The sequence below is a fragment of the Cytobacillus oceanisediminis genome (assembly GCF_003182355.1).
GTDB classification, from domain to species: Bacteria; Bacillota; Bacilli; order Bacillales; family Cytobacillaceae; genus Cytobacillus; species Cytobacillus oceanisediminis_A.
Genome location: NZ_QGTW01000029.1, coordinates 1 through 20,047, shown reverse-complemented (window position 1 = coordinate 20,047; position 20,047 = coordinate 1). Strand labels below are relative to the sequence as shown.

Genomic DNA, 20,047 nt, shown 5'->3' with positions numbered 1-20,047 from the left:
TGCTTCTATCTATAAAAATTTTGCAATGAATATGTTACACCAAAATGAATCCTCCTATTTAAGGGACAATAATATTATAGTGGGTAACTGCCCTTATTTAAAAGTAATTTAATTTCCATTCAAATAAAATAAAAAAATCCCGAAGCTCAAGGACTCCGGGATTTCCCAACTTAATATTAAGCATGCTTTGAAAGAAGTTCAGCAAGAGCTTCTTTAGGCTGGAAACCAACAACTTTGTCTACTACTTCACCGTCTTTTAGAACGATTAATGTTGGAATGCTCATTACCCCAAACTTTCCAGCAGTTTCCTGGTTTTCGTCAACATCGATTTTTACGATTTTAACTTTATCGCCCATTTCAGAATCAAGCTCTTCCAATACTGGAGCGATCATTTTGCAAGGCCCGCACCAAGGAGCCCAGAAATCAGCCAATACTAAACCAGACCCTGTTTCCGTAGTGAAGTTTTGATCAGTTGCATGTGTAATAGCCATTTGATATGCCTCCTAAAATTTAACTCAAATACTAACGACAGTATATCATCGTTTTTATTATGTTGCTAACAATTTGCTCGATCGTAATTTACCCTGTTTTGAGCGGAATATTCTTGCTTATCCTTATTTTGCTTATGTATAATGGGCGGCCAAAAGCCGCCCATTTGTATTGTATATCGCAGCATGATTGCTAAGCAGCTGCATTTTTACGCATTTACTTTAAGTTTCTTGAACTCTTCTGTTAACATTGGGACAACTTCAAAAAGGTCCCCAACAATACCGTAATCGGCCACTTTAAAGATATTTGCTTCAGGATCTTTATTGATGGCTACGATTACCTTTGAGTTTGACATGCCCGCTAAATGCTGGATTGCTCCTGAGATTCCGCATGCAATATAAAGATCTGGAGTTACAACTTTACCTGTTTGCCCAATTTGCAGTGAATAGTCACAGTAATCTGCATCACAAGCTCCGCGCGATGCGCCAACAGCTCCATTTAGAACAGAGGCAAGCTCTTTTAAAGGTTCAAATCCTTCTTCGCTCTTAACACCTCGGCCGCCAGCAATAATTACCTTTGCTTCCGATAAGTCAACCCCTTCGCTTGCTTTGCGGACAACTTCCTTAATGATTGTACGAAGATCCTTGATTTCTGCAGAAACAGAAGAAACATCGCCAGATCGTGATTCATCTTTTTCCAATGGAGCAATATTATTCGGGCGGATTGTCGCAAACAGCAAGCCATCTGTTACAATTTTCTTTTCAAATGCTTTTCCTGAATAGATTGGACGTGTAAACACAAGGTTTCCGCCCGCTTCTTCAAGGCTTGTAACATCGGAAATTAATCCTGAACCCAATTTGGCAGCAATTTTAGGAGCAAGGTCCTTTCCTAAAGCTGTATGTCCAAAAATAAGGCCTTCAGGGCTTTCTGATTCAATAACGGCCATTAAAGCCTGGGAATAGCCGTCAGGAGTGTATTGTTTTAGCTTTTGGTCTTCAACCGCCACAACTCGGTCAGCTCCATAATGAATCATTTCCTGCGCTAAAGCGCTTACAGATTCGCCAATTAAAACACCTACAACTTCTCCGCCTTCTGCTGCAGTCTTGCCTGCTGCTACCGCTTCGAAGGATACATTACGCAATGAACCGTCGCGGACTTCACCTAACACTAATACTTTTCTAGCCATATGTTTTACCCCCTGCGTTTTTATTATCAGTTAATGACGATCAGACAACTTTGGCTTCGCTATGAAGAAGGTTAACCAGTTCCTTAACTTGATCTTCCAATTCGCCTTCAAGAACCTTTCCTGCTTCTTTCTTAGGCGGCAAATAAATTTCAATTGTCTTTGTTTTTGCTTCAACATCATCTTCGTCAAGATCCAGGTCGTCAAGCTCAAGTTCATCAAGCGGCTTTTTCTTTGCCTTCATAATTCCAGGCAATGATGGATAACGCGGCTCGTTTAAGCCTTGCTGTGCAGTTACCAATAGTGGAAGGGATGTTTCAATCACTTCGGAATCTCCTTCAACATCGCGTACTACAGTAGCAGAGCTTCCATTGATTTCAAGCTTGGTAATAGTTGTTACATAGGAAATGCCCAGAAGTTCAGCTACTCGAGGCCCTACTTGGCCTGAACCGCCATCAATGGCTACATTCCCGGCAATAATTAAGTCAGCTTCTTTATCTTTTAGATATTCTGATAGAATTTTAGCGGTTGTATATTGGTCTCCGTCTTCTAGGTCATCTTCTGTATTGATTAAAACAGCCTTATCGGCACCCATTGCAAGGGCTGTGCGAAGCTGCTTTTCAGCTTCCTCTGTTCCTACGGAAACAACTGTAACTTCTCCGCCTTGTGCATCGCGGACCTGGATTGCTTCTTCAACTGCATACTCATCGTAAGGATTAATGATGAATTCAGCACCATCTTCGTTGATTTTCCCGCCGGAGATTGTAATTTTTTCTTCAGTATCAAATGTTCTCTTCATTAATACGTAGATGTTCATGATTTCCCTCCTAGTAATTTAGCTCTGTTAAATTTGCCTGTTGATTTCCGCTCAGGGAAGCTCAGCGAACCTCAGGCGGTCCGGGAGCCTTCCCGGCAAAATACGCGCCTGCTGGGTTTCCCTACTCGCTTCTCCCGCAGGACATTGAATAAGTATCCTCGAATAACATCGCACGAAGAAAATGCAATGCATTTTCGAGGATATCGCGCCTTTCGCCCCAATCAACATAGTGCCAAAATCAACAATGCACTTTAACATAGCCATTAATAAAAACATTTCTGCACTTCGAAAGATTGAAAATATTCAAGGCATACAGAAAGGCCAATCTGCCGGGACCGCCAAAATCATATGATTGAGCGGCCGCTCGCTAGCAGACCAGAATTTAACCAATGAATCTTCTGAAGATTAAATCATCCGCATACAAGTCCATTATAATAGATTATGAGAATGAATGTAATCTTTCAGGGCAAATCTTTAAAAATACTATTGGCCGGTGAACTTTGGCTCACGTTTTTCAATAAAAGCGGATATGCCTTCTTGGCCGTCTTTTGAAACAAAAACCTCCCCAAACAATTCTGCTTCTTTCTTAACGCCTTCATAGAACTTTCCAGTCTTTCCATAATTCAATAACTCAATGGCTGCCTTAATAGAACCAGGGCTCTTCTTGGCAATCTTTTTGGCCATTTTATAGGCATTTTCCAATAGCTCCTCTTCGGGGTATGCATGATTCGCCAAGCCATATTGGACAGCTTCCAGGCCAGTGATGGGGTCGCTAGTGAACAGCATTTCTGCAGCACGTGCAGCTCCAACAAAGCGAGGAAGCCGCTGCGTTCCGGCAAACCCTGGAATCAAGCCGAGCTGAAGCTCAGGAAGCCCAAGCTTTGCATTTTCAGCAACAAGGCGGAAATGACAGCCCATTGCCAGTTCCAATCCCCCGCCGAGAGCGGCACCATGAATGGCTGCCATAATTGGCTTAGGGAATTTTTCCATTCTTTCGAATAGATCCTGGCCATAGATTGACAGGCTGGAAAAATCATCTCCGCTTTCTATTGTCGTAAATTCCTTAATATCAGCGCCAGCCGAGAAAAATCTGCCTTCCCCGTGTATAAGAATTACCCTGATTTCTTCATTCGGTTCAATTTCATCCAGAACAGCTGACAGCTCTTTTAACAGGCCGGATGAAAGAGCATTTGCCGGGGGGCGTTCAATTGTGATCGTCGCCACCATATCCTGATGGGACCATTTCAAATATTCCATCATATTCCTCCTCACTATATTTAAAGAGCACCTTATGGTGATCAAACATTTCCGCAACCGTTGATCAGCAGTTTATGAACGGGTTCTGCCAAAGCAGTCAGATCATATTTTTGTTCATTCATCACCCATGTCGTTACCGTTTCATCCATCGTGCCAAAGATCATTTGGCGGGCAAGCCTTATGTCCAGGCCACTCGAAAACTCCCCGCTCTCCTTGCCGTCTGCCAGTATTTTTTCAACTAAGGCAAGGTAGCCCTTTAGAACTTCATTGATTTTATGGCGGAGATCTTTATTGGATTGCCTCAGCTCGAGCTGGGTGACAATTGCCAGGTGGCGGTCTTGAGAGAGCATTTTAAAGTGCGTTTCTACCATCATTAATAGTTTCTCTGCAGCTTTCTCTTTTCCTGCAATTTTTTCTTCAATTTTCTCTACGAAGTAACCCATTTTATCCTGAAAGAGGGATATTAAGATATCTTCTTTGTTTTTAAAGTATAAGTATATGGTGCCGTCAGCGACACCTGCCTGCTTTGCAATTTTTGATACCTGTGCCTGGTGATAGCCATTTTCAGCAATCACCACTACCGCCGCATCAATAATTTGCCGGTATTTGGGTTTCGTTTTCTTCAAGTTTTTCCCTCCTTTCAAGAATTAAAAACCAGCTAAACGGCAGTGGACTTTTTCCTTTATTTAGAGCAGCCGGATGGAGTCGCCTTCCATATACGTGAAACACCCATCCCTGCTGCTGGTTTAACCAATAAAATAAGAACCGGCAAGCCAATATGTTTAACTATGATTTTTAAACATTCCTCAAATTCATCCCGAAGTATTAAATGAATGAATCGTCATTCATATTTTTATAATAGTAGCACAATTCATTTCTGTCAAGAAATTACCGCCGGAAATATATAGTTCATTATGACATTCATTTAAACCACGGACAAGCATAATACTTCAAAAATAAAGAGCCGATGGGAATCGGTCTCTGCAATTAAGCCCGCTTTTCCTCTTTATCTTTTAATTTCTTTTTTTCCTCATCTACCAGTGCCCTTCTCAAAATCTTTCCGACAGCTGTCTTTGGAAGCTCTTGACGGAACTCATATAGCCTAGGTACCTTATAGGCTGCAAGATGCTTTCTCGCAAATTGATTCAGCTCATCTTCCGTAGCTTCTAGACCCTCTTTCAGCACAATATAAGCTTTTACAGTTTCTCCCCGATATGGGTCCGGAATTCCGGCAGCTACCACTTCCTGGACTGCAGGATGCTCGTAAAGCACCTCTTCTATTTCTCTCGGATAAATATTGAATCCGCCCGCAATGATCATATCTTTTTTCCTGTCCACGACATAGAAATATCCATTCTCGTCCATGTAGCCCAGGTCACCTGTCAGCAGCCAGCCATCCTTTAAAGTCTGAGCAGTATCTTCAGGTCGGTTCCAATATCCTTTCATTACCTGAGGGCCTTTTACCGAAATTTCCCCTACTTCACCTACTGGGAGCGGTTCACCAGTCTCAAGTGAAAAAATGGCAGCATCAGTATCCGGCCAAGGTACACCTATGCTTCCTTTTACACGCGGCCGGTCCCAAAGGAAATTCGCGTGAGTAACGGGGGAAGACTCTGTTAAGCCATAGCCTTCAACAAGTTTTCCGCCTGTTATTTCTTCAAATTTCTGCTGGACTTCAACAGGAAGGGCGGCAGATCCGCTGATGCAAGAATCAATGGAAGACAAATCATATTTTTTCAGATCCGGATGATTCAATAAACCAATATAGATTGTTGGTGCGCCTGGAAACAATGTTGGGCGCTGCTTTTGAATGGTCTTCAATGTCATTTCAGCATCAAACTTTGGCAGAAGTACCATTTTGTGTGCATCCATTACGGATAAAATCATGACCGTAGTCATTCCATATACGTGGAAAAATGGCAAAATCCCCAAAACAACCTCCTGGCCACGCCTGCATTTATAAAGCCATGCTTTGCACATGGCAGCATTGGAGACCAGGTTACGGTGCGATAGCATGACACCCTTCGGAAAACCGGTTGTGCCTCCTGTATATTGCAATAAAGCCAAGTCTTCCTCAAAATCAAACTCATAAATCCTGAGAGGTTCGGCCGGCCTTTTTAAAATTTCTGTAAGTAAATGGTTATGCCCTTCATGCTTCACATTTACCACAATGCCATACTGCTTTTTCTGCATAAACGGATAAACCAGATTTTTTGGGAATGGAAGAAAATCTTTGATAGCGGTTACAATAACGTGACTTAAATCTGTTTGAGGCATCACCTTAGTGACTCTTGGAAATAAAATATCCATTGTGATGATTGCCTTTGCCCCCGAATCCTTCATTTGATATTCAAGCTCGCGCTCCATATATAATGGATTCGTTTGAACAACAACTCCTCCAGCCATCAAAATTCCGTAATAGCTAATGACTGACTGCGGAGTATTTGGAAGCATGATCGCTACTTTATCTCCCTTTTCTATCCCGATGCTCTGCAAATAAGCAGCAAGCTTAAGAGAGGAATCATACACATATTTATAGGTAAATTCCTTTCCCATAAAGTGGATTGCCATTTTTTCCGGGAATTCATCTGCTGCATTCTTTAAATAATCTTGCACCGGCTGGCTGGGATATGACAAGGTTGAGGGGATCTCTGCCGGATACTGTTTTAGCCATGGTTTTGTTTCTGCCATTGTGTCCCTCCTTTATTCAATGCCCAAAATGAAGAGTTTCCTCTAATTTGAGCATAACCACAAAATAATTTTTAGAACATTCTAACTGTTCATTCTTATTATAATATAATGCCCTCGTTATGACAATTAGAATAAGACCATTCGCATAGGCACAAACTTTTTATAGAGGGTTGTCCTTTGTAATGGGAATTCCCTGTAAAATTATAAACAAAAAAAAACGCCATAAAGCAATGGCGCTTTTTATATTATCTATATCACTAAAATATTACACGATGAAAAAAATATAAATGGCTCCTATGAGAAGAAAAACTCCACTAAGAACCAGCAGAACTTTCGCTAATTTTTCCAATGAATAGATCTCTCCTTAAGATAAACCTGCCCCTATGACATACGATAGACCGATAGATAATACCATTGAAATAAAGCCAACTGCTTTGTTATTATTCTCGATTTCTTCATCTATTTTAAACTTCGGTGTTAAAAATTCAAAGATAAAATAACCGATCAATAATAGAAAGAAACCAAAAACTCCCCAGACAATCATTGTTAATAATGTATCATTATGCAAAATAGAATGCCTGAAGATATTGGCTATCCCGAATATTTTCCCCCCTGTTGCCATTGCAACAGCAATATTGCCATTTTTGATTTCTTCCCAATTGCGGTACTTGGTTACCAGTTCAAAAATGGCTAAAAAGACAATCATACATAAAATAACAACACTATAATATGCGGCTGTCTGAATATATTCATTTTCCCAAAATTGGTTCATTTCCATTCTCCCCGTTGGAATTTAAGGTCTTTTCTTAGATGTCCGGTTTAAAGCCGTTATCGCTCCATGATCCAAACAATTTTAAGAAAAGCCCCTGGCCCCGCTGCTAAACTAGAAGAGAGGCCGGAAAGCCAAATATCTTATTTAAACTCAACAACTGTAACACCTGTTCCGCCTTCTCCAGCTTCGCCAAATCGGATTTTTTTCACAGATCTGTGGTTTCTCAAATATTCCTGGACACCCTGCCTCAAGGCCCCGGTACCTTTTCCATGTATAATCGACACACGCGGATATCCTGCCAATAGAGCATCATCAATATACTTTTCTACCCTAAGCAGGGCATTCTCGTAGCGTTCGCCGCGCAAATCCAGCTCAAGACTGACATGAAAATCTTTACCCTTTACTGTAGCCATTGGTTTTGTTTCCACTGGTTTAGGGCTCTTAATGTATTCCAAATCTTTCTCGGCAACCTTCATTTTCATGATCCCTATTTGGACTTGCCATTCCTTTTCCGACACCTTTTCCAGCAATTGGCCTTTCTGTCCAAAACTTAAAACCTTTACCTCATCTCCGGGTGTGAAGGCGTGTTTATCATTTTTCGGTTTGATTTTGTTTTGTGTTTTGCTAATCTGCGGAGCAGCTTCAGCCAATCGTTTTTTCGCTTCAATCAGCTCATGTTCTTTAACCTCCGCATGCTTTTCCATGCGCATCTTTCTTAAATCACGGATAATCTGCTCTGCCTCATCTTTAGCCTTTTCAATGATATCTGCAGCTTTCTCCGCTGCTTTCTCATGCATTGAATCTTTTTGCGCATAAAATTCAATCATTTGCTTTTGCAGATCTTTATGGAGCTTTTCTGCATTCTTTAATAAATCATTTGCTTCTTCCCTGTCAGCTTCTGCCTGCTTGCGGCTTTCTTCAAGGGAGGCTATCATCTTTTCAACCTGATTTGTATCAGCACCAATATAGGATCTGGCGGTATCGATCACTTTGTCATTAAGCCCCAGCCGTTTTGATATTTCGAAAGCATTGCTTCGTCCCGGCACACCAATCAGCAGCTTATAGGTCGGGCTAAGTGTTTCAATATCAAATTCTACACTTGCGTTAATAACTCCTTCTCTATTATAGCCATAGGCTTTGAGTTCAGGATAATGGGTAGTGGCTATGACTCTGGCTCCGCGCTTGTATACTTCATCAAGGATGGAAATCGCAAGGGCAGCCCCTTCCTGAGGATCTGTTCCAGCTCCAAGCTCGTCAAATAGAACAAGACTGTTAAAATCGACATGATTCAGGATATCGACAATATTGACCATATGAGAAGAGAAGGTACTTAAGCTTTGTTCAATTGACTGTTCATCCCCAATATCCGCATAAACAGCTCCAAAAACCGCAGTCTCCGAACCATCCAAAGCTGGAATCTGCAGGCCTGCCTGGGCCATCAATGTACAAAGGCCAACTGTTTTTAACGTAACGGTCTTACCGCCCGTGTTTGGACCAGTAATAACAATGGTGGAGTATTCATCTCCCAAGGTGATATCATTGGCAACCACTTCGTCAGCTGGAATAAGCGGGTGACGCGCTTTAAATAAGGATATCCGGCCTTCATTGTTGACTTTGGGTTTGGAAGCCTTAATCCGTTTGCTGTACCTTGCTTTAGCAAACATAAAATCAATTTCCCCAAGCACTTCCACAATGGTCTCCAGTTCAACGCTCTGTTCCGCTACCTCTCCAGACAATGCAATCAAAATTCGTTCAATTTCCTGCTGCTCTTTTACCCTGATGCCTTGAAGTTCATTATTTAGCTGGACAATCGATTGAGGCTCAATAAACAAAGTTTGCCCGGACGAACTTTGGTCATGGATAATACCGCCATAATGACCGCGGTACTCCTGCTTCACAGGGATTACAAAACGGTCATTGCGGATCGTGATGATCGCATCGGAAAGCATCTTTTGTGCGCTGGAAGAACGAATCATGCTCTCCAGGCGTTCCCTTACACGGGATTCCTTTGTGCGCAGCTGATTGCGGAGTGAGCGGAGCGCCTCGCTTGCACTATCAAGCACTTCACCGTTATCATCGACAGCATTGCGGATTGATGTTTCAAGATCCGCCAAAACAATAATTTTATCCGTATACCCCTGCAAAATAGGAAGGCTGCTTTCTTCTTCTGCAAAATCCTCAATAAATCTTTTCATCTGCCTGCTTGCATGGATCGTGCTGGAAACCTGAGTGAGCTCCTGCGGACTCAGCATTCCTCCAATAACCGCCCTTTTCACATGGGGTCGAATATCAAAAATGCCTCCCAATGGGACATTACCTTTAATACGGAGCACAGTGACTGCCTCATCCGTTTCCTCTTGCCTGCGGATTACTTCTTCATAATCTGTTGAAGGAAGTATATTTTCTGCTTTTTTCCTTCCCAAGGAAGATGAAACGTGTTCAAGCAGCTGTTCTTTTACTTTATTGAATTCAAGTATCTTCAAAACGCGTTCTTGCATGGACTTTCCCCTTTCAAGCCCAATTTCCTAATTGCGTTCCTTCAGGAATTTGAGCAGATCTTCTGTCTCCATGGCGTTAAGGACAGATTCCTTCTTAATCCATCCTTTCTTAGCCGCGGAAACGCCAATTTCCATATGGTTTAGTGTGTCTATTTTATGCGCATCGGTATTAATAACGATCTTGACGCCGGCTTCCTGGGCTTCCCTGATGTGCTCTGCGGCAAGATCAAGTCTGTTTGGATTTGCATTCAGCTCTAATGCTGTATTCGTTTCTTTTGCTAATTCAATGAGCATCCCCATATCCACTTCATAGCCTTCCCTCCGGCCGATCAATCTACCGGTAGGATGTGCAATAATATCAACATGGGCATTCAGCAAGGCCGCTTTTAAGCGGGCCATAATTTTTTCTTTCGGCTGTGAAAAAGAGGAATGGATGGAAGCTATGACAATATCCATCTCGGCAAGAAGATCATCATCATAATCAAGCGAGCCGTCAGGCAGTATATCCATTTCTACTCCTGATAAAATCGTAAAGTCATCAAATTGATCATTAAGAAGCTTTATTTCTTCTTTTTGCTGGCGAAGTCTTTCAGCTGTTAGCCCATTGGCCACTTTTAAATACTGTGAATGGTCTGTAATTGCCATGTACTTATATCCGCGGGCACGGCAGGCTTCGATCATTTCTTCAATTGAATAGGCACCATCACTCCATGTAGAGTGCATATGAAGGTCGCCCTTAATGTCTTCAAGGGATATTAGTGCCATATCCTTCGTAAATTCATCTACTTCTTTCCCATCTTCCCTAATTTCAGGCGGGAAGAAAGGAAGTCCAAAATGGGCATAAAAATCTTCTTCGGTTGAAAAAGTAAGAATTTTACCTGTTTCTATATTTTCAACGCCGTATTCACTGATTTTTTCCCCTCGGTCTTTGGCCAGCTGCCGCATTTTAACATTATGGTTCTTCGACCCGGTAAAATGATGCAAAGTTGTCGCAAACTCATGCGGCTCCACCAGACGGAAATCAGCCGATATATCATAAGAATGATCAAACACGACGGAAACCTTAGTATCTCCTGCAGCGATAACCTCTTTAATTCCTGGAAGATTTAATAATTGCTCTTTTACAGATACAGGATTTACAGTAGCGATGATAAAGTCGAGATCCTTAATCGTTTCTCTCATTCTTCTTAAGCTTCCTGCTCTGGAGTATTTTTGGATGTCTTTCATATCAGCTAAAGCTGCCTCGATGCCTTCCGCTATCGGAAGCATAAATGCAAGAGGAAGGCGTTCCGGCCTTGAGCCTGCGTTTTCAAGGGCAGCCAATATCTTTTCTTCAGTCTTTTTACCAAAGCCTGCAAGGTCCTGTACTTTTTTATTACGGCATGCTTCTTCTAGGTCTGCGGCATTTTCTACGTCCAATTCTTTGTAAAGCTTGGCAATCTTCTTGCCTCCCAATCCTGGAAGCTGGAGCAGCGGAATTAAACCTGAAGGAACCTCTTTTTTAAGTTCATCCAGTACGGAGGACTGTCCCTCTTTAATGTACTCTTCAATTACGGCCGCAGTCCCTTTTCCGATTCCGGACAACTTTGTAAAGTCCACAATTTCAGATAAACTTTCATCATTTGATTCTAGTGCAAGTGCGGCCTTGCGGAAAGCAGCTGTTTTAAAAGGGTTTTCTCCCTTTAATTCCATATAAACGGCGATAGTTTCCAAAAGCCTGATCACATCTTTTTTATTTATACTCATTCAAATCACCTGCCCGTAACGGTTGTAGTATCAATATTATCTCTTATTTAACGGGGCAACTTCAAATAATGCCCATTTTCAAAAGGCTTTTTTCGTAAAGTATGTTGCTTTTAACTGTAAACTAAGTTTAACCAACTGGGTTGATTGGATCGGAGGGCACTTGACTCCTCGAAAATGCATTCGCATTTTCTTCGTACGGTGTTTATTCCAGAGTGCTTTTCCAATGTCCTGCGGGAGGAGATGGAATGATAGACCCCACAGGCGAAGCTGAAGAGCTCATATTCCTCCCAGCGGAAATCAACGGGCATCATTCATAAGCTAAACCAACAATCTATGAGAAACAGCCTTTCAAAAAGAAAACTTCTCTAGAAATAGAGAAGTTACGCGGCCATATATTCAACCCACATTTCTTTTAACTGCTGGGAGAGAACAGGCGTATTCTTAACCATTAGTTCCGCGATAAAGGAATTATTAATAGGTCCCTGCAGCACTTCAATTGGAACCAGTGCGGCTATGTATAATAGAATAAACATGATAAGATAGACTTCAATAAATCCGAGAATGCCGCCTGCCCAGACATTAAGCTGCTTTAATATCGGCAGATGGGCGACAAAGTCGAGCATACTGCCAATAATTTGCAGAAGGATTTTTACAGCAAAAAAAATCACGACAAATGCAATGGCGCGATAGTAAGCATCTTCAAGATTTGCATTCTCAAAAAGCGTTTGAATCGCCGAGTCGCTGCTAAAGCTGGGATATGGAACCCATAAGGTCAACTTGGGAGCAAGTTCCTGGTAATACATACGGGCTACTATAAAAGCGATAATAAATCCTGTTAAATGGATTAACTGCAGGATTAACCCTCTTTTTAGCCCAATGAAAAAGCCAAAAATTAATATAATAATAATTGCGAGATCCAGCATGACTATTTTCCGTCCTTTACTCTATTTAATTCGTTTTCCAGCCGTTCCAGACGGTCTTTCAGCTTTATATAATCATTAACAGCATTGACTGCCGTCAGCACGGCTAACTTACTAATGTCGAGTGAAGGATTCTTCGAACTGATTTCATGCATTTTATCGTCAACCAGCGAAGCAACAAGGCGAACATGGCTGGAGCTCTCTGAGCCTACTATTACATACTGCTGTCCATATATATCAACGCTTGTTCGATTTTTTTGTATATTTGACAACGTCCATGCCCTCCTTCTTTAAAGAATCCTAATCAATATCATAACATGAACGAATATTGGTGGGAAGTCAAAGCATGTCAAAAGAGCTTAGTTCATGTAAAACTTTTTCCAAAAGAGGGCTGGGAAGTGGATCTGAAATAGCGCAAAAAAGGCTAAACGAAAATAACAATAGAGGAGACATAAAATGAGCCAAGTCGTACTTTTAAAAAAAGCTAATGAAATTTCAGAAATGAAGACCTATTATTCACGGTATTTGAACGATAAGCAGCCTCCAGGAAGCATATTTGCGGCAAAAGTTCCGAGCTGTTCAATAACAGCCTATAAGTCAGGAAAAGTCTTATTTCAGGGGAGCGGAAGTGAAGCCGAAGCCAAGAAATGGGGAGATACCGCAGGGAGCGCCCAGCCAAGCAAAAAGAAAAGCCCAGCCGCTGCTAACCTGCCGGAAAATATCAGTTCCCTTTCAGTCATAGGTTCGGATGAAGTTGGCACCGGCGATTACTTTGGCCCGATTACTGTTGTCGCAGCCTATGTAAAGAAAGAACAAATCCCTTTGCTGAAGGAGCTTGGCGTAAAAGATTCAAAAAATCTTGGGGACGAAAAAATCATTGAAATCGCAAAGCAAATTAAGGATATCGTGCCACATAGCCTTTTAACACTGCATAATGAAAAATACAACAAACTGCAGCAATCAGGCATGTCACAGGGAAAAATAAAGGCTTTGCTGCACAATCAGGCAATTGGGCATGTTCTTGGTAAAATTGCCCCTGAAAAGCCGGAAGCTATACTGATCGACCAATTTGCCAAAGAAGAGGTTTACTATAATTATTTAAAAAATCAGCAAACCATCCAGAGGGAGCGTGTGTTTTTTAGCACGAAAGCCGAAGGAATCCACCTGGCAGTTGCGTCTGCATCCATACTGGCCCGCTATGCTTTTGTACGCCATTTCGAAAATTTAAGCAAACAGGCTGGATTTACGCTTACAAAAGGTGCCGGCCCCAAGGTAGATGAAGCAGCAGCACGATTAATCAAGGAAAAAGGCAATGAAGCACTGCCCGCTTTTGTAAAGCTGCACTTTGCCAATACTGAAAAAGCAATGAAGCTGTATAGCCGGAAATATAAGTAATGAAAAACAGCCACTCTGAAGAGGATTGGCTGTTTTCTTTGTTAAATCTTAGGTTTCTAAAGCAAAAAATCGGTGAATGACTGGTTATCAAGGAGTTGCCGGTGCTGATTTATGAATTTATCGGCCAAAAACGGACATTTACCGGCCAATTTTATATATTTACCGGCCAAAGCCAATGAAATACCGGCCAAACTTAGCCTTTTACCGGCCGAATTGCAAAATTCTTTATAAATGGCTAATTTCTCAAAATTAAAAGGCAGCCCCTAGGCTGCCTTCCTCTTCATTATCCTCTTAATACCGCTCCGGTTTTTTCCTTCACAGCCTTTAAAACTTTGTCATGCGCTTTTGCAACATCTTCATCTGTTAAAGTACGCTCAGGATCAAAATATTTCAAGGAGAAAGCAATTGATTTTTTGCCCGGCTCCATGCGCTCGCCCTCGTACAGGTCAAATACATGCAGGTCTTTTAATAGCTTTCCGCCAGCATCTTTAATAATGCTTTCAAGCTCGCCGGACGCTACATCCTTGTCTACCACAAGGGCAATGTCCCGGGTGATGGATGGGTAACGAGGGATTGCTTCATACTGTAATGGAGCAACTTCTGCTTCCAAAATAGCTTTCAATGACAATTCAAATACATATGTTTCTTTAAGATCAAGTTCTTTTTCAACAGTTGGATGAACCTGCCCAACAAAACCAACAGGATTTCCGGATAGCAACACTTCTGCGGTTCTGCCTGGGTGCATGCCATCTTTTTCAGACTGGAGGAATTTAACTTTCCCGGAAAGTCCCAGATTGTCAAATAGGCCTTCAAGAATTCCTTTTACAACATAAAAATCAACCGGCTTCTTTTCTCCCTGCCAAGGATGGCTTTGCCATAGACCAGTTACCGCGCCAGCCAAATGCTCTCGCTCTTCAGGCAGTTCTTCATCTCCATTGGAAAGGAACACGGCTCCTGTTTCATAAACAGCGAGGCTGTCGTTCTGGCGGGCAGAGTTATATTTTAATACTTCAAGAAGCTGCGGTACGATGCTTAAGCGAAGAAGGCTGCGGTCTTCACTCATTGGCATTGCCAGTTGTACCGGTTTGCGCTCTTCAAGGGCATATTGTGTTGCCTTCGCTTCATTTGTTAATGAATAAGTCACTGCCTGATAAAGCCCTGCACCTTCAAGGTAACGGCGGACTAATCTGCGTTTATTCTGATATTCCGTAAGATGGCCTGGTGTAGAAGCCCCAACCGGAAGAGTGGACTGCAAATTGTCGTACCCATATAAACGTCCAACTTCTTCAATTAAGTCTTCTTCAATAGTGATGTCGCCTCTGCGTGTCGGCACGGTAACAGTGATTGTATCATTATCAACCGCTGTTTCAAATTGAAGGCGGGCAAAGATTTCCTCTACTTCCTTCATGGATAACTCAGTACCAAGTACACGATTAATTTTTTCGAGAGTTACTGAAACAACTGCCGGCTCAACCTGCAGTGAATCTGCTTCAACAGAGCCTTCCAGCACTTCTCCTCCTGCATATTCTGCCAGCAATTGTGCGGCTCTTTCTGCTGCGTCCCTGACTCTGTTCGGGTCTACACCTTTTTCAAAACGGGAGCTTGCTTCACTTCTTAATCCATGGTCCTTGGAAGCCTTCCTTACAGTTGCCCCTTTAAAATAAGCTGATTCAATCAAAACAGTCTTCGTGTCAGATTGTACTTCAGAATTTGCTCCGCCCATTACACCGGCAAGTGCAATCGGCTCACTGCCATTTGTAATGAGAAGATGATCGGAAGTTAATTCACGCTTAGCATCATCAAGAGTAACAATGATTTCACCATCTTTTGCTCGGCGAACAAGAATTTCTTTTGATCCCAATCGGTCATAGTCAAAAGCATGCAGCGGCTGGCCGTATTCAAGCAAAATATAGTTTGTCACATCGACCACATTATTGTGCGGGCGAATGCCGGCGGCCATTAATCGTGCCTGCATCCATACTGGCGATGGTCCTACTTCTACATTTTTAATGACTTTAGCCACGTATAATGGATTATCTTCTTTTGCTTCCACCTGTACATCAATGTAATCCGATGCCTTTTCAGATGTAGTTTCCACTTGAGGTTCAGGAAGTTTAACTTCTCTTCCTAAAATGGCTGCCACTTCATAAGCAACGCCCAGCATGCTTAAGCAGTCTGAACGGTTTGGCGTTAAACCAAGCTCAAGAACCTGATCGTCACGGTTTAATTGTTCTATGGCATCCTGCCCAACCTCAACGTCTCCAGGGAAAACATAGATCCCTTCAGAGTATTCCTTTGCGACAAGTTTGCTTTCAATGCCCAACTCCTGCAGGGAGCAAATCATCCCATTTGATTCTTCGCCGCGAAGTTTGGCACGCTTAATTTTAAAATTGCCCGGAAGTACAGCTCCGACTGTTGCAACAGCTACCTTCTGTCCTTTATCGACATTGGGAGCTCCACAAATGATTTGTACAGGTTCGCCGGCACCTGTATCCACTAAACACTTGTTAAGCTTATCAGCGTTTGGATGCTGTTCTCTTTCAAGGACATACCCAACGACAACACCCTTGATGCCTTCGTTCAGAACCTCTACACCCTCAACCTCAATACCGCTCTTTGTAATCTTTTCTGCAAGCTCTGCAGGAGTTACGCCAGATAAATCAACATATTCCTGCAGCCATTTATATGAAACGAACATGTAATATCCTCCTCAACCTAGTCTTATTCATGAATTGAAAATTGTTTTAAAAATCGAACATCATTTGTATAGAAATGGCGAATATCATCTACACCATATTTCAGCATGGCAATTCGCTCAGGCCCCATTCCGAAAGCAAACCCTGTATATTTCTTTGAGTCGAATCCGGCCATTTCCAGTACGTTCGGATGTACCATACCGGCACCCAAAATTTCAATCCAGCCAGTTCCTTTACATACGCTGCAGCCTTTTCCGCCACAGATTTTACAAGAGATATCCATCTCCACCGATGGTTCTGTAAACGGGAAGAAGCTTGGACGAAGACGGATTTCCCTATCTTCTCCGAACATTTTCTTCGCAAACACTTGAAGTGTTCCTTTTAAATCTGTCATGCGGATATTTTCATCCACAACAAGCCCTTCAATTTGCATAAACTGGTGGGAGTGTGTAGCATCATCGTTATCGCGGCGGTATACCTTCCCCGGACAGATGATTTTAACCGGTCCTTTGCCCTCATGCTTTTCCATTGTTCTTGCCTGCACAGGTGAAGTATGTGTACGAAGAAGAATCTCTTCTGTAATATAGAAAGAATCCTGCATATCACGGGCAGGGTGGCCTTTTGGAAGGTTCAAGGCTTCAAAATTATAATAATCCTTTTCAACTTCAGGACCTTCTGCCACTGTATAGCCCATTCCAATGAACAAGTCTTCTATCTCCTCAATAATTCGTGTTAATGGATGGTGGTTTCCTGTTTTTACAGGACGCCCCGGTAGAGTGACATCAATTTTTTCAGCAGCCAGTTTTTCCTGGACAGCTGCTTCTTCAAGGCGCTTTTGTTTTTCTTCAATTCCGGCAGCTATGCTGTCTCTTACTTCATTTGCAAGGGCACCCATTTTCGGACGTTCTTCCGCTGACAATTTCCCCATTCCTTTAAGGACTTCTGTTATTGGTCCTTTTTTACCCAGGTAGGATACACGGATATCATTTAATTCTTTCAAATCAGCGGCAGTGCTGATTTTTTCCAACGCTTCAGTTTGCAATTCTTTTAATCGCTCTTGCATCTAAAAATCCTCCTTCAATTCATTCCTTTTACTTTTTTAGCCAAAATAAAAAACCTCTATCCCCATAAAGGGACGAGGTTTCGCGGTACCACCCTTTTTAACACATATATGTACACAAAGCACGTGTTCACTTCATTGGGATAACGGCTGCTGCCGGTACATCTTTACAAAGAAAAGCGGAAGTGGCTTAGGATGAACTTCAACTAAGAGCCGCCACGTCCTGTGGCGAACGTTGAAGTCAGCACATCCTGTGCAAGTCCGACAAGCATAAGACGAGCCTTTTGGAAAGGTGTTCTTTACCTTTCTAAGACGATTGGCTTATGATCTCGAGGGGCTAACCGCTGCAGCTGGACAAATCAGCAGAAAGCCCAACAATACTTTCAATGGTCCCGATGCCAACTCAGGAGGTGAAAATTCCCTTGCAATCCCAATAAAAATGCTTTCAGTCTAAGGCATTTTCTCCCTGAAAAGGTATTAACAAAGTACTGAACTCCGTCATCGTTTTGTTTCATATAATTTGCTGTTAATTATAGTATATTCTTCATGCCGTTTCAAACGGTTTTCATAAAAATGATGCCCATTTTTTATTTTCTTAGGTGATAAAGCAGAATCCCCGCAGCCACCGCTACATTCAACGATTCACTTTTTCCTAAAATCGGGATGTAGAGATTGGCAGTTGTTAGGTCTAACAGGTCTTTATTTACACCGCTTCCTTCATTCCCAACTAGCAGAGCAAAGGACTCGGCCTGTTCGGCCTCGGTATATTCCCTTGCGTTTTCTAATGCTGTTCCAAAAACAGTTACATTATTTTCTTTAAGCCTGTTCACCCATTCAAACAGGTCTCCCCTTATAACCGGCAAATGGAAATGGCTGCCCTGTGCAGACCGAAGAACCTTTGGATTATAAACATCCACACTTCCATCACCCACAATGACCGCATCCATTCCTGCTGCATCTGCTGTTCGGATCATGGTACCTAAATTGCCGGGATCCTGAACCGCATCAATCAGCAAATATCTATTGCCATCCACATCAGCAGAGGACCTCGCCTGTTCGCAAACAGCAAGGATACCTTGCGGTGTTTCTGTATCAGCCAGCAGCCCTATGATCTCCTCCGTTACCATAGTTACGGGGATATCTCCATAATCCCATCCAGGAGGCATGTCCTTAGCTTCGTTTATAATAATTTCCAAAACCTGATTACCTGCAAGCGCTTCTTCCACCAAATGAAAGCCTTCAACCAAAAAAGTTCCTGTTTTATCACGCACTTTTTTTGTTAAGAGCTTTTTCCAATCCTTAATTTTCGGGTTCTTTGCAGATTGAATATGCTTCAACACTGTCTCTCCTTTTATAGAAAATCCTGTTAGCATGGAATTTCTTTTATACAATTTTTTCATTATAGCCTATTTGGAATACATAATAAAAGCGAAATTAGAGAACATAATAACGAATTAAATCTGGAAGGAGTGCATGAAGGTGAATTTAAACCTGCGTAATGCCATTTTACACAATGTATCAGGTAACTCTCAAGACGAACTAAAAGATACAATCGTAGATGCCATTCAAAACGGGGAAGAAAAAATGCTTCCTGGATTAGGCGTTTTATTTGAAGTTATTTGGAAAAACTCTTCTGAAGAAGATAAGCAGGAAATGCTGCAAGTTTTAGAAAGCGGGCTAAAATAATAAAGATGCACAAATAGAAAAACTGCTCCTTGGGGGCAGTTTTTTCATTAGCCTTTAAAAAGTTCAAAGCCATAATGAGTGGCGATGGCAAAAATCCCGCTCCATAACGCAAGCGAAATGGTCATCCAAAAGGTGGTCCATTGTTTTTTTGCGCCGAGACCCATCCCGATTGCTGCAGCTATATGGGTGCCAATTAAAATAGGGCCTGCAAGAGCCAATCCAGGCAATCCATATCGGTTCCAAACCTTCTTGCCTCTTTTGGATCGGCCACTTTCTTTTTCTTCTGGCCCCTTCTTTTGTCTCCGCCATAGCTGAAAGCGCTCAAACAGAACAATCAGCAGGAAGACAGTCAGAAAATTTCCCGCAAATGATAAAACGGCAACAATCAAAGGATTCAGCCCTTTCACGATGGCAATTGGAATAACTGCCGCTATTTCAATCCACGGAATGGCTGCCAGTATGAAAACTAATATATATTCCCAGATGATTTTTTCACCCCGCTTTAATATTGCTCTGTTAATTCTCCAGCTTTTTTTACTTGCTTCCTCACTAATACCTACAAAAAGAGCCCCGTTTTTTTGCTGCGCAAAATAAATATTCTGACTCTAAAACAGCTGACTTAGTTTAAGTATATCTTTAATTTGCAAATTTGAAGTTATATTAACAGCTTTTTTATTTTATTTGCAGATTTTTATTATTATTTACAATGGGCCTTTTTCACAAGTAAAAAAAACTCCAGGATTGTTAATGTCCCCTTTAAGTAGACATTCAAAAAAACCTTCATGATACCATGGAGGAAAGAATTCTACTTGGAGGGGATTTTTCTATGGCAAAAAA

At 41.9% G+C, this 20,047-nt stretch carries 17 protein-coding genes; 2 read left to right on the top strand and 15 right to left on the bottom strand.

Annotated features, from left to right (window positions below; all coding sequences use genetic code 11):
- Positions 1-176 precede the first annotated feature (176 nt).
- The 11 genes from trxA to zapA form a co-directional block, all read right to left on the bottom strand.
- Positions 177-491: a thioredoxin gene (gene trxA / locus DFO73_RS27780; RefSeq protein ID WP_110067892.1), complete on the bottom strand. Its 315-nt coding sequence runs from the start codon at positions 489-491 to the stop codon at positions 177-179.
- A 206-nt stretch (positions 492-697) separates the two neighbouring features.
- Positions 698-1,675: an electron transfer flavoprotein subunit alpha/FixB family protein gene (locus tag DFO73_RS27775; protein WP_110067891.1), complete on the bottom strand. Its 978-nt coding sequence runs from the start codon at positions 1,673-1,675 to the stop codon at positions 698-700.
- 40 nt (positions 1,676-1,715) lie between these two features.
- Positions 1,716-2,489, bottom strand: a complete 774-nt coding sequence (locus DFO73_RS27770) for an electron transfer flavoprotein subunit beta/FixA family protein (protein ID WP_110067890.1) — start codon at positions 2,487-2,489, stop codon at positions 1,716-1,718.
- 483 nt (positions 2,490-2,972) lie between these two features.
- Positions 2,973-3,746 carry an enoyl-CoA hydratase gene (locus tag DFO73_RS27765; protein ID WP_110067889.1) on the bottom strand — a complete coding sequence of 258 codons (774 nt, stop codon included), beginning with the start codon at positions 3,744-3,746 and terminating at the stop codon, positions 2,973-2,975.
- A 41-nt stretch (positions 3,747-3,787) separates the two neighbouring features.
- Positions 3,788-4,372, bottom strand: a complete 585-nt coding sequence (locus DFO73_RS27760) for a TetR/AcrR family transcriptional regulator (RefSeq protein ID WP_110067888.1) — start codon at positions 4,370-4,372, stop codon at positions 3,788-3,790.
- Positions 4,373-4,733: 361 nt separating this feature from the next.
- Complete coding sequence (locus DFO73_RS27755; protein WP_110067887.1) at positions 4,734-6,437, bottom strand: AMP-binding protein; 1,704 nt, start codon at positions 6,435-6,437, stop codon at positions 4,734-4,736.
- A 364-nt stretch (positions 6,438-6,801) separates the two neighbouring features.
- Positions 6,802-7,209 (bottom strand): DUF350 domain-containing protein, encoded by a 408-nt coding sequence (locus DFO73_RS27750; protein ID WP_110067886.1) that lies wholly within the window; start codon positions 7,207-7,209, stop codon positions 6,802-6,804.
- A 140-nt stretch (positions 7,210-7,349) separates the two neighbouring features.
- Positions 7,350-9,707, bottom strand: coding sequence for an endonuclease MutS2 (locus tag DFO73_RS27745; protein WP_110067885.1), 2,358 nt, complete (start codon positions 9,705-9,707; stop codon positions 7,350-7,352).
- A 27-nt stretch (positions 9,708-9,734) separates the two neighbouring features.
- On the bottom strand, positions 9,735-11,453 hold the full coding sequence (gene polX / locus DFO73_RS27740; protein WP_110067884.1) for a DNA polymerase/3'-5' exonuclease PolX: 1,719 nt from the start codon (positions 11,451-11,453) through the stop codon (positions 9,735-9,737).
- 380 nt (positions 11,454-11,833) lie between these two features.
- Positions 11,834-12,376 carry a CvpA family protein gene (locus DFO73_RS27735; protein WP_110067883.1) on the bottom strand — a complete coding sequence of 181 codons (543 nt, stop codon included), beginning with the start codon at positions 12,374-12,376 and terminating at the stop codon, positions 11,834-11,836.
- A 2-nt stretch (positions 12,377-12,378) separates the two neighbouring features.
- Complete coding sequence (gene zapA, locus DFO73_RS27730; protein ID WP_110067882.1) at positions 12,379-12,645, bottom strand: cell division protein ZapA; 267 nt, start codon at positions 12,643-12,645, stop codon at positions 12,379-12,381.
- Between the two features lie 184 nt (positions 12,646-12,829).
- Between zapA and rnhC the strand changes: the two genes are divergently transcribed.
- Entirely contained in the window at positions 12,830-13,768 is a 939-nt protein-coding gene (gene rnhC / locus DFO73_RS27725; protein ID WP_110067881.1) for a ribonuclease HIII, read from the top strand.
- 283 nt (positions 13,769-14,051) lie between these two features.
- On the opposite strand, the gene pheT is transcribed toward rnhC, so the two are convergent.
- The 3 genes from pheT to DFO73_RS27710 form a co-directional block, all read right to left on the bottom strand.
- The gene (gene pheT / locus DFO73_RS27720) at positions 14,052-16,466 is read right to left on the bottom strand and encodes a phenylalanine--tRNA ligase subunit beta (RefSeq protein ID WP_110067880.1); all 2,415 of its coding nucleotides are present in this window, start codon (positions 16,464-16,466) and stop codon (positions 14,052-14,054) included.
- 23 nt (positions 16,467-16,489) lie between these two features.
- Positions 16,490-17,527: a phenylalanine--tRNA ligase subunit alpha gene (gene pheS / locus DFO73_RS27715; RefSeq protein WP_110067879.1), complete on the bottom strand. Its 1,038-nt coding sequence runs from the start codon at positions 17,525-17,527 to the stop codon at positions 16,490-16,492.
- Between the two features lie 584 nt (positions 17,528-18,111).
- On the bottom strand, positions 18,112-18,861 hold the full coding sequence (locus DFO73_RS27710; RefSeq protein ID WP_110067878.1) for a TrmH family RNA methyltransferase: 750 nt from the start codon (positions 18,859-18,861) through the stop codon (positions 18,112-18,114).
- Between the two features lie 142 nt (positions 18,862-19,003).
- Here DFO73_RS27710 and sspI point away from each other — a divergent pair, with 142 nt between their 5' ends.
- Positions 19,004-19,210, top strand: coding sequence for a small acid-soluble spore protein SspI (sspI, locus tag DFO73_RS27705; protein ID WP_110067877.1), 207 nt, complete (start codon positions 19,004-19,006; stop codon positions 19,208-19,210).
- Between the two features lie 47 nt (positions 19,211-19,257).
- Here sspI and DFO73_RS27700 read toward each other — a convergent pair whose 3' ends face one another.
- Entirely contained in the window at positions 19,258-19,644 is a 387-nt protein-coding gene (locus DFO73_RS27700; protein WP_309044589.1) for a small multi-drug export protein, read from the bottom strand.
- Positions 19,645-20,047 lie beyond the last annotated feature (403 nt).

Bases quoted from the DNA above. Each gene is read 5' to 3' on its own strand.
- trxA (WP_110067892.1), bottom strand. From the start codon at position 491: ATGGCTATTACACATGCAACTGATCAAAACTTCACTACGGAAACAGGG.
- DFO73_RS27775 (WP_110067891.1), bottom strand. From the start codon at position 1,675: ATGGCTAGAAAAGTATTAGTGTTAGGTGAAGTCCGCGACGGTTCATTG.
- DFO73_RS27770 (WP_110067890.1), bottom strand. From the start codon at position 2,489: ATGAACATCTACGTATTAATGAAGAGAACATTTGATACTGAAGAAAAA.
- DFO73_RS27765 (WP_110067889.1), bottom strand. From the start codon at position 3,746: ATGGAATATTTGAAATGGTCCCATCAGGATATGGTGGCGACGATCACA.
- DFO73_RS27755 (WP_110067887.1), bottom strand. From the start codon at position 6,437: ATGGCAGAAACAAAACCATGGCTAAAACAGTATCCGGCAGAGATCCCC.
- DFO73_RS27750 (WP_110067886.1), bottom strand. From the start codon at position 7,209: ATGAACCAATTTTGGGAAAATGAATATATTCAGACAGCCGCATATTAT.
- DFO73_RS27745 (WP_110067885.1), bottom strand. From the start codon at position 9,707: ATGCAAGAACGCGTTTTGAAGATACTTGAATTCAATAAAGTAAAAGAA.
- polX (WP_110067884.1), bottom strand. From the start codon at position 11,453: ATGAGTATAAATAAAAAAGATGTGATCAGGCTTTTGGAAACTATCGCC.
- DFO73_RS27735 (WP_110067883.1), bottom strand. From the start codon at position 12,376: ATGCTGGATCTCGCAATTATTATTATATTAATTTTTGGCTTTTTCATT.
- rnhC (WP_110067881.1), top strand. From the start codon at position 12,830: ATGAGCCAAGTCGTACTTTTAAAAAAAGCTAATGAAATTTCAGAAATG.
- pheT (WP_110067880.1), bottom strand. From the start codon at position 16,466: ATGTTCGTTTCATATAAATGGCTGCAGGAATATGTTGATTTATCTGGC.
- pheS (WP_110067879.1), bottom strand. From the start codon at position 17,527: ATGCAAGAGCGATTAAAAGAATTGCAAACTGAAGCGTTGGAAAAAATC.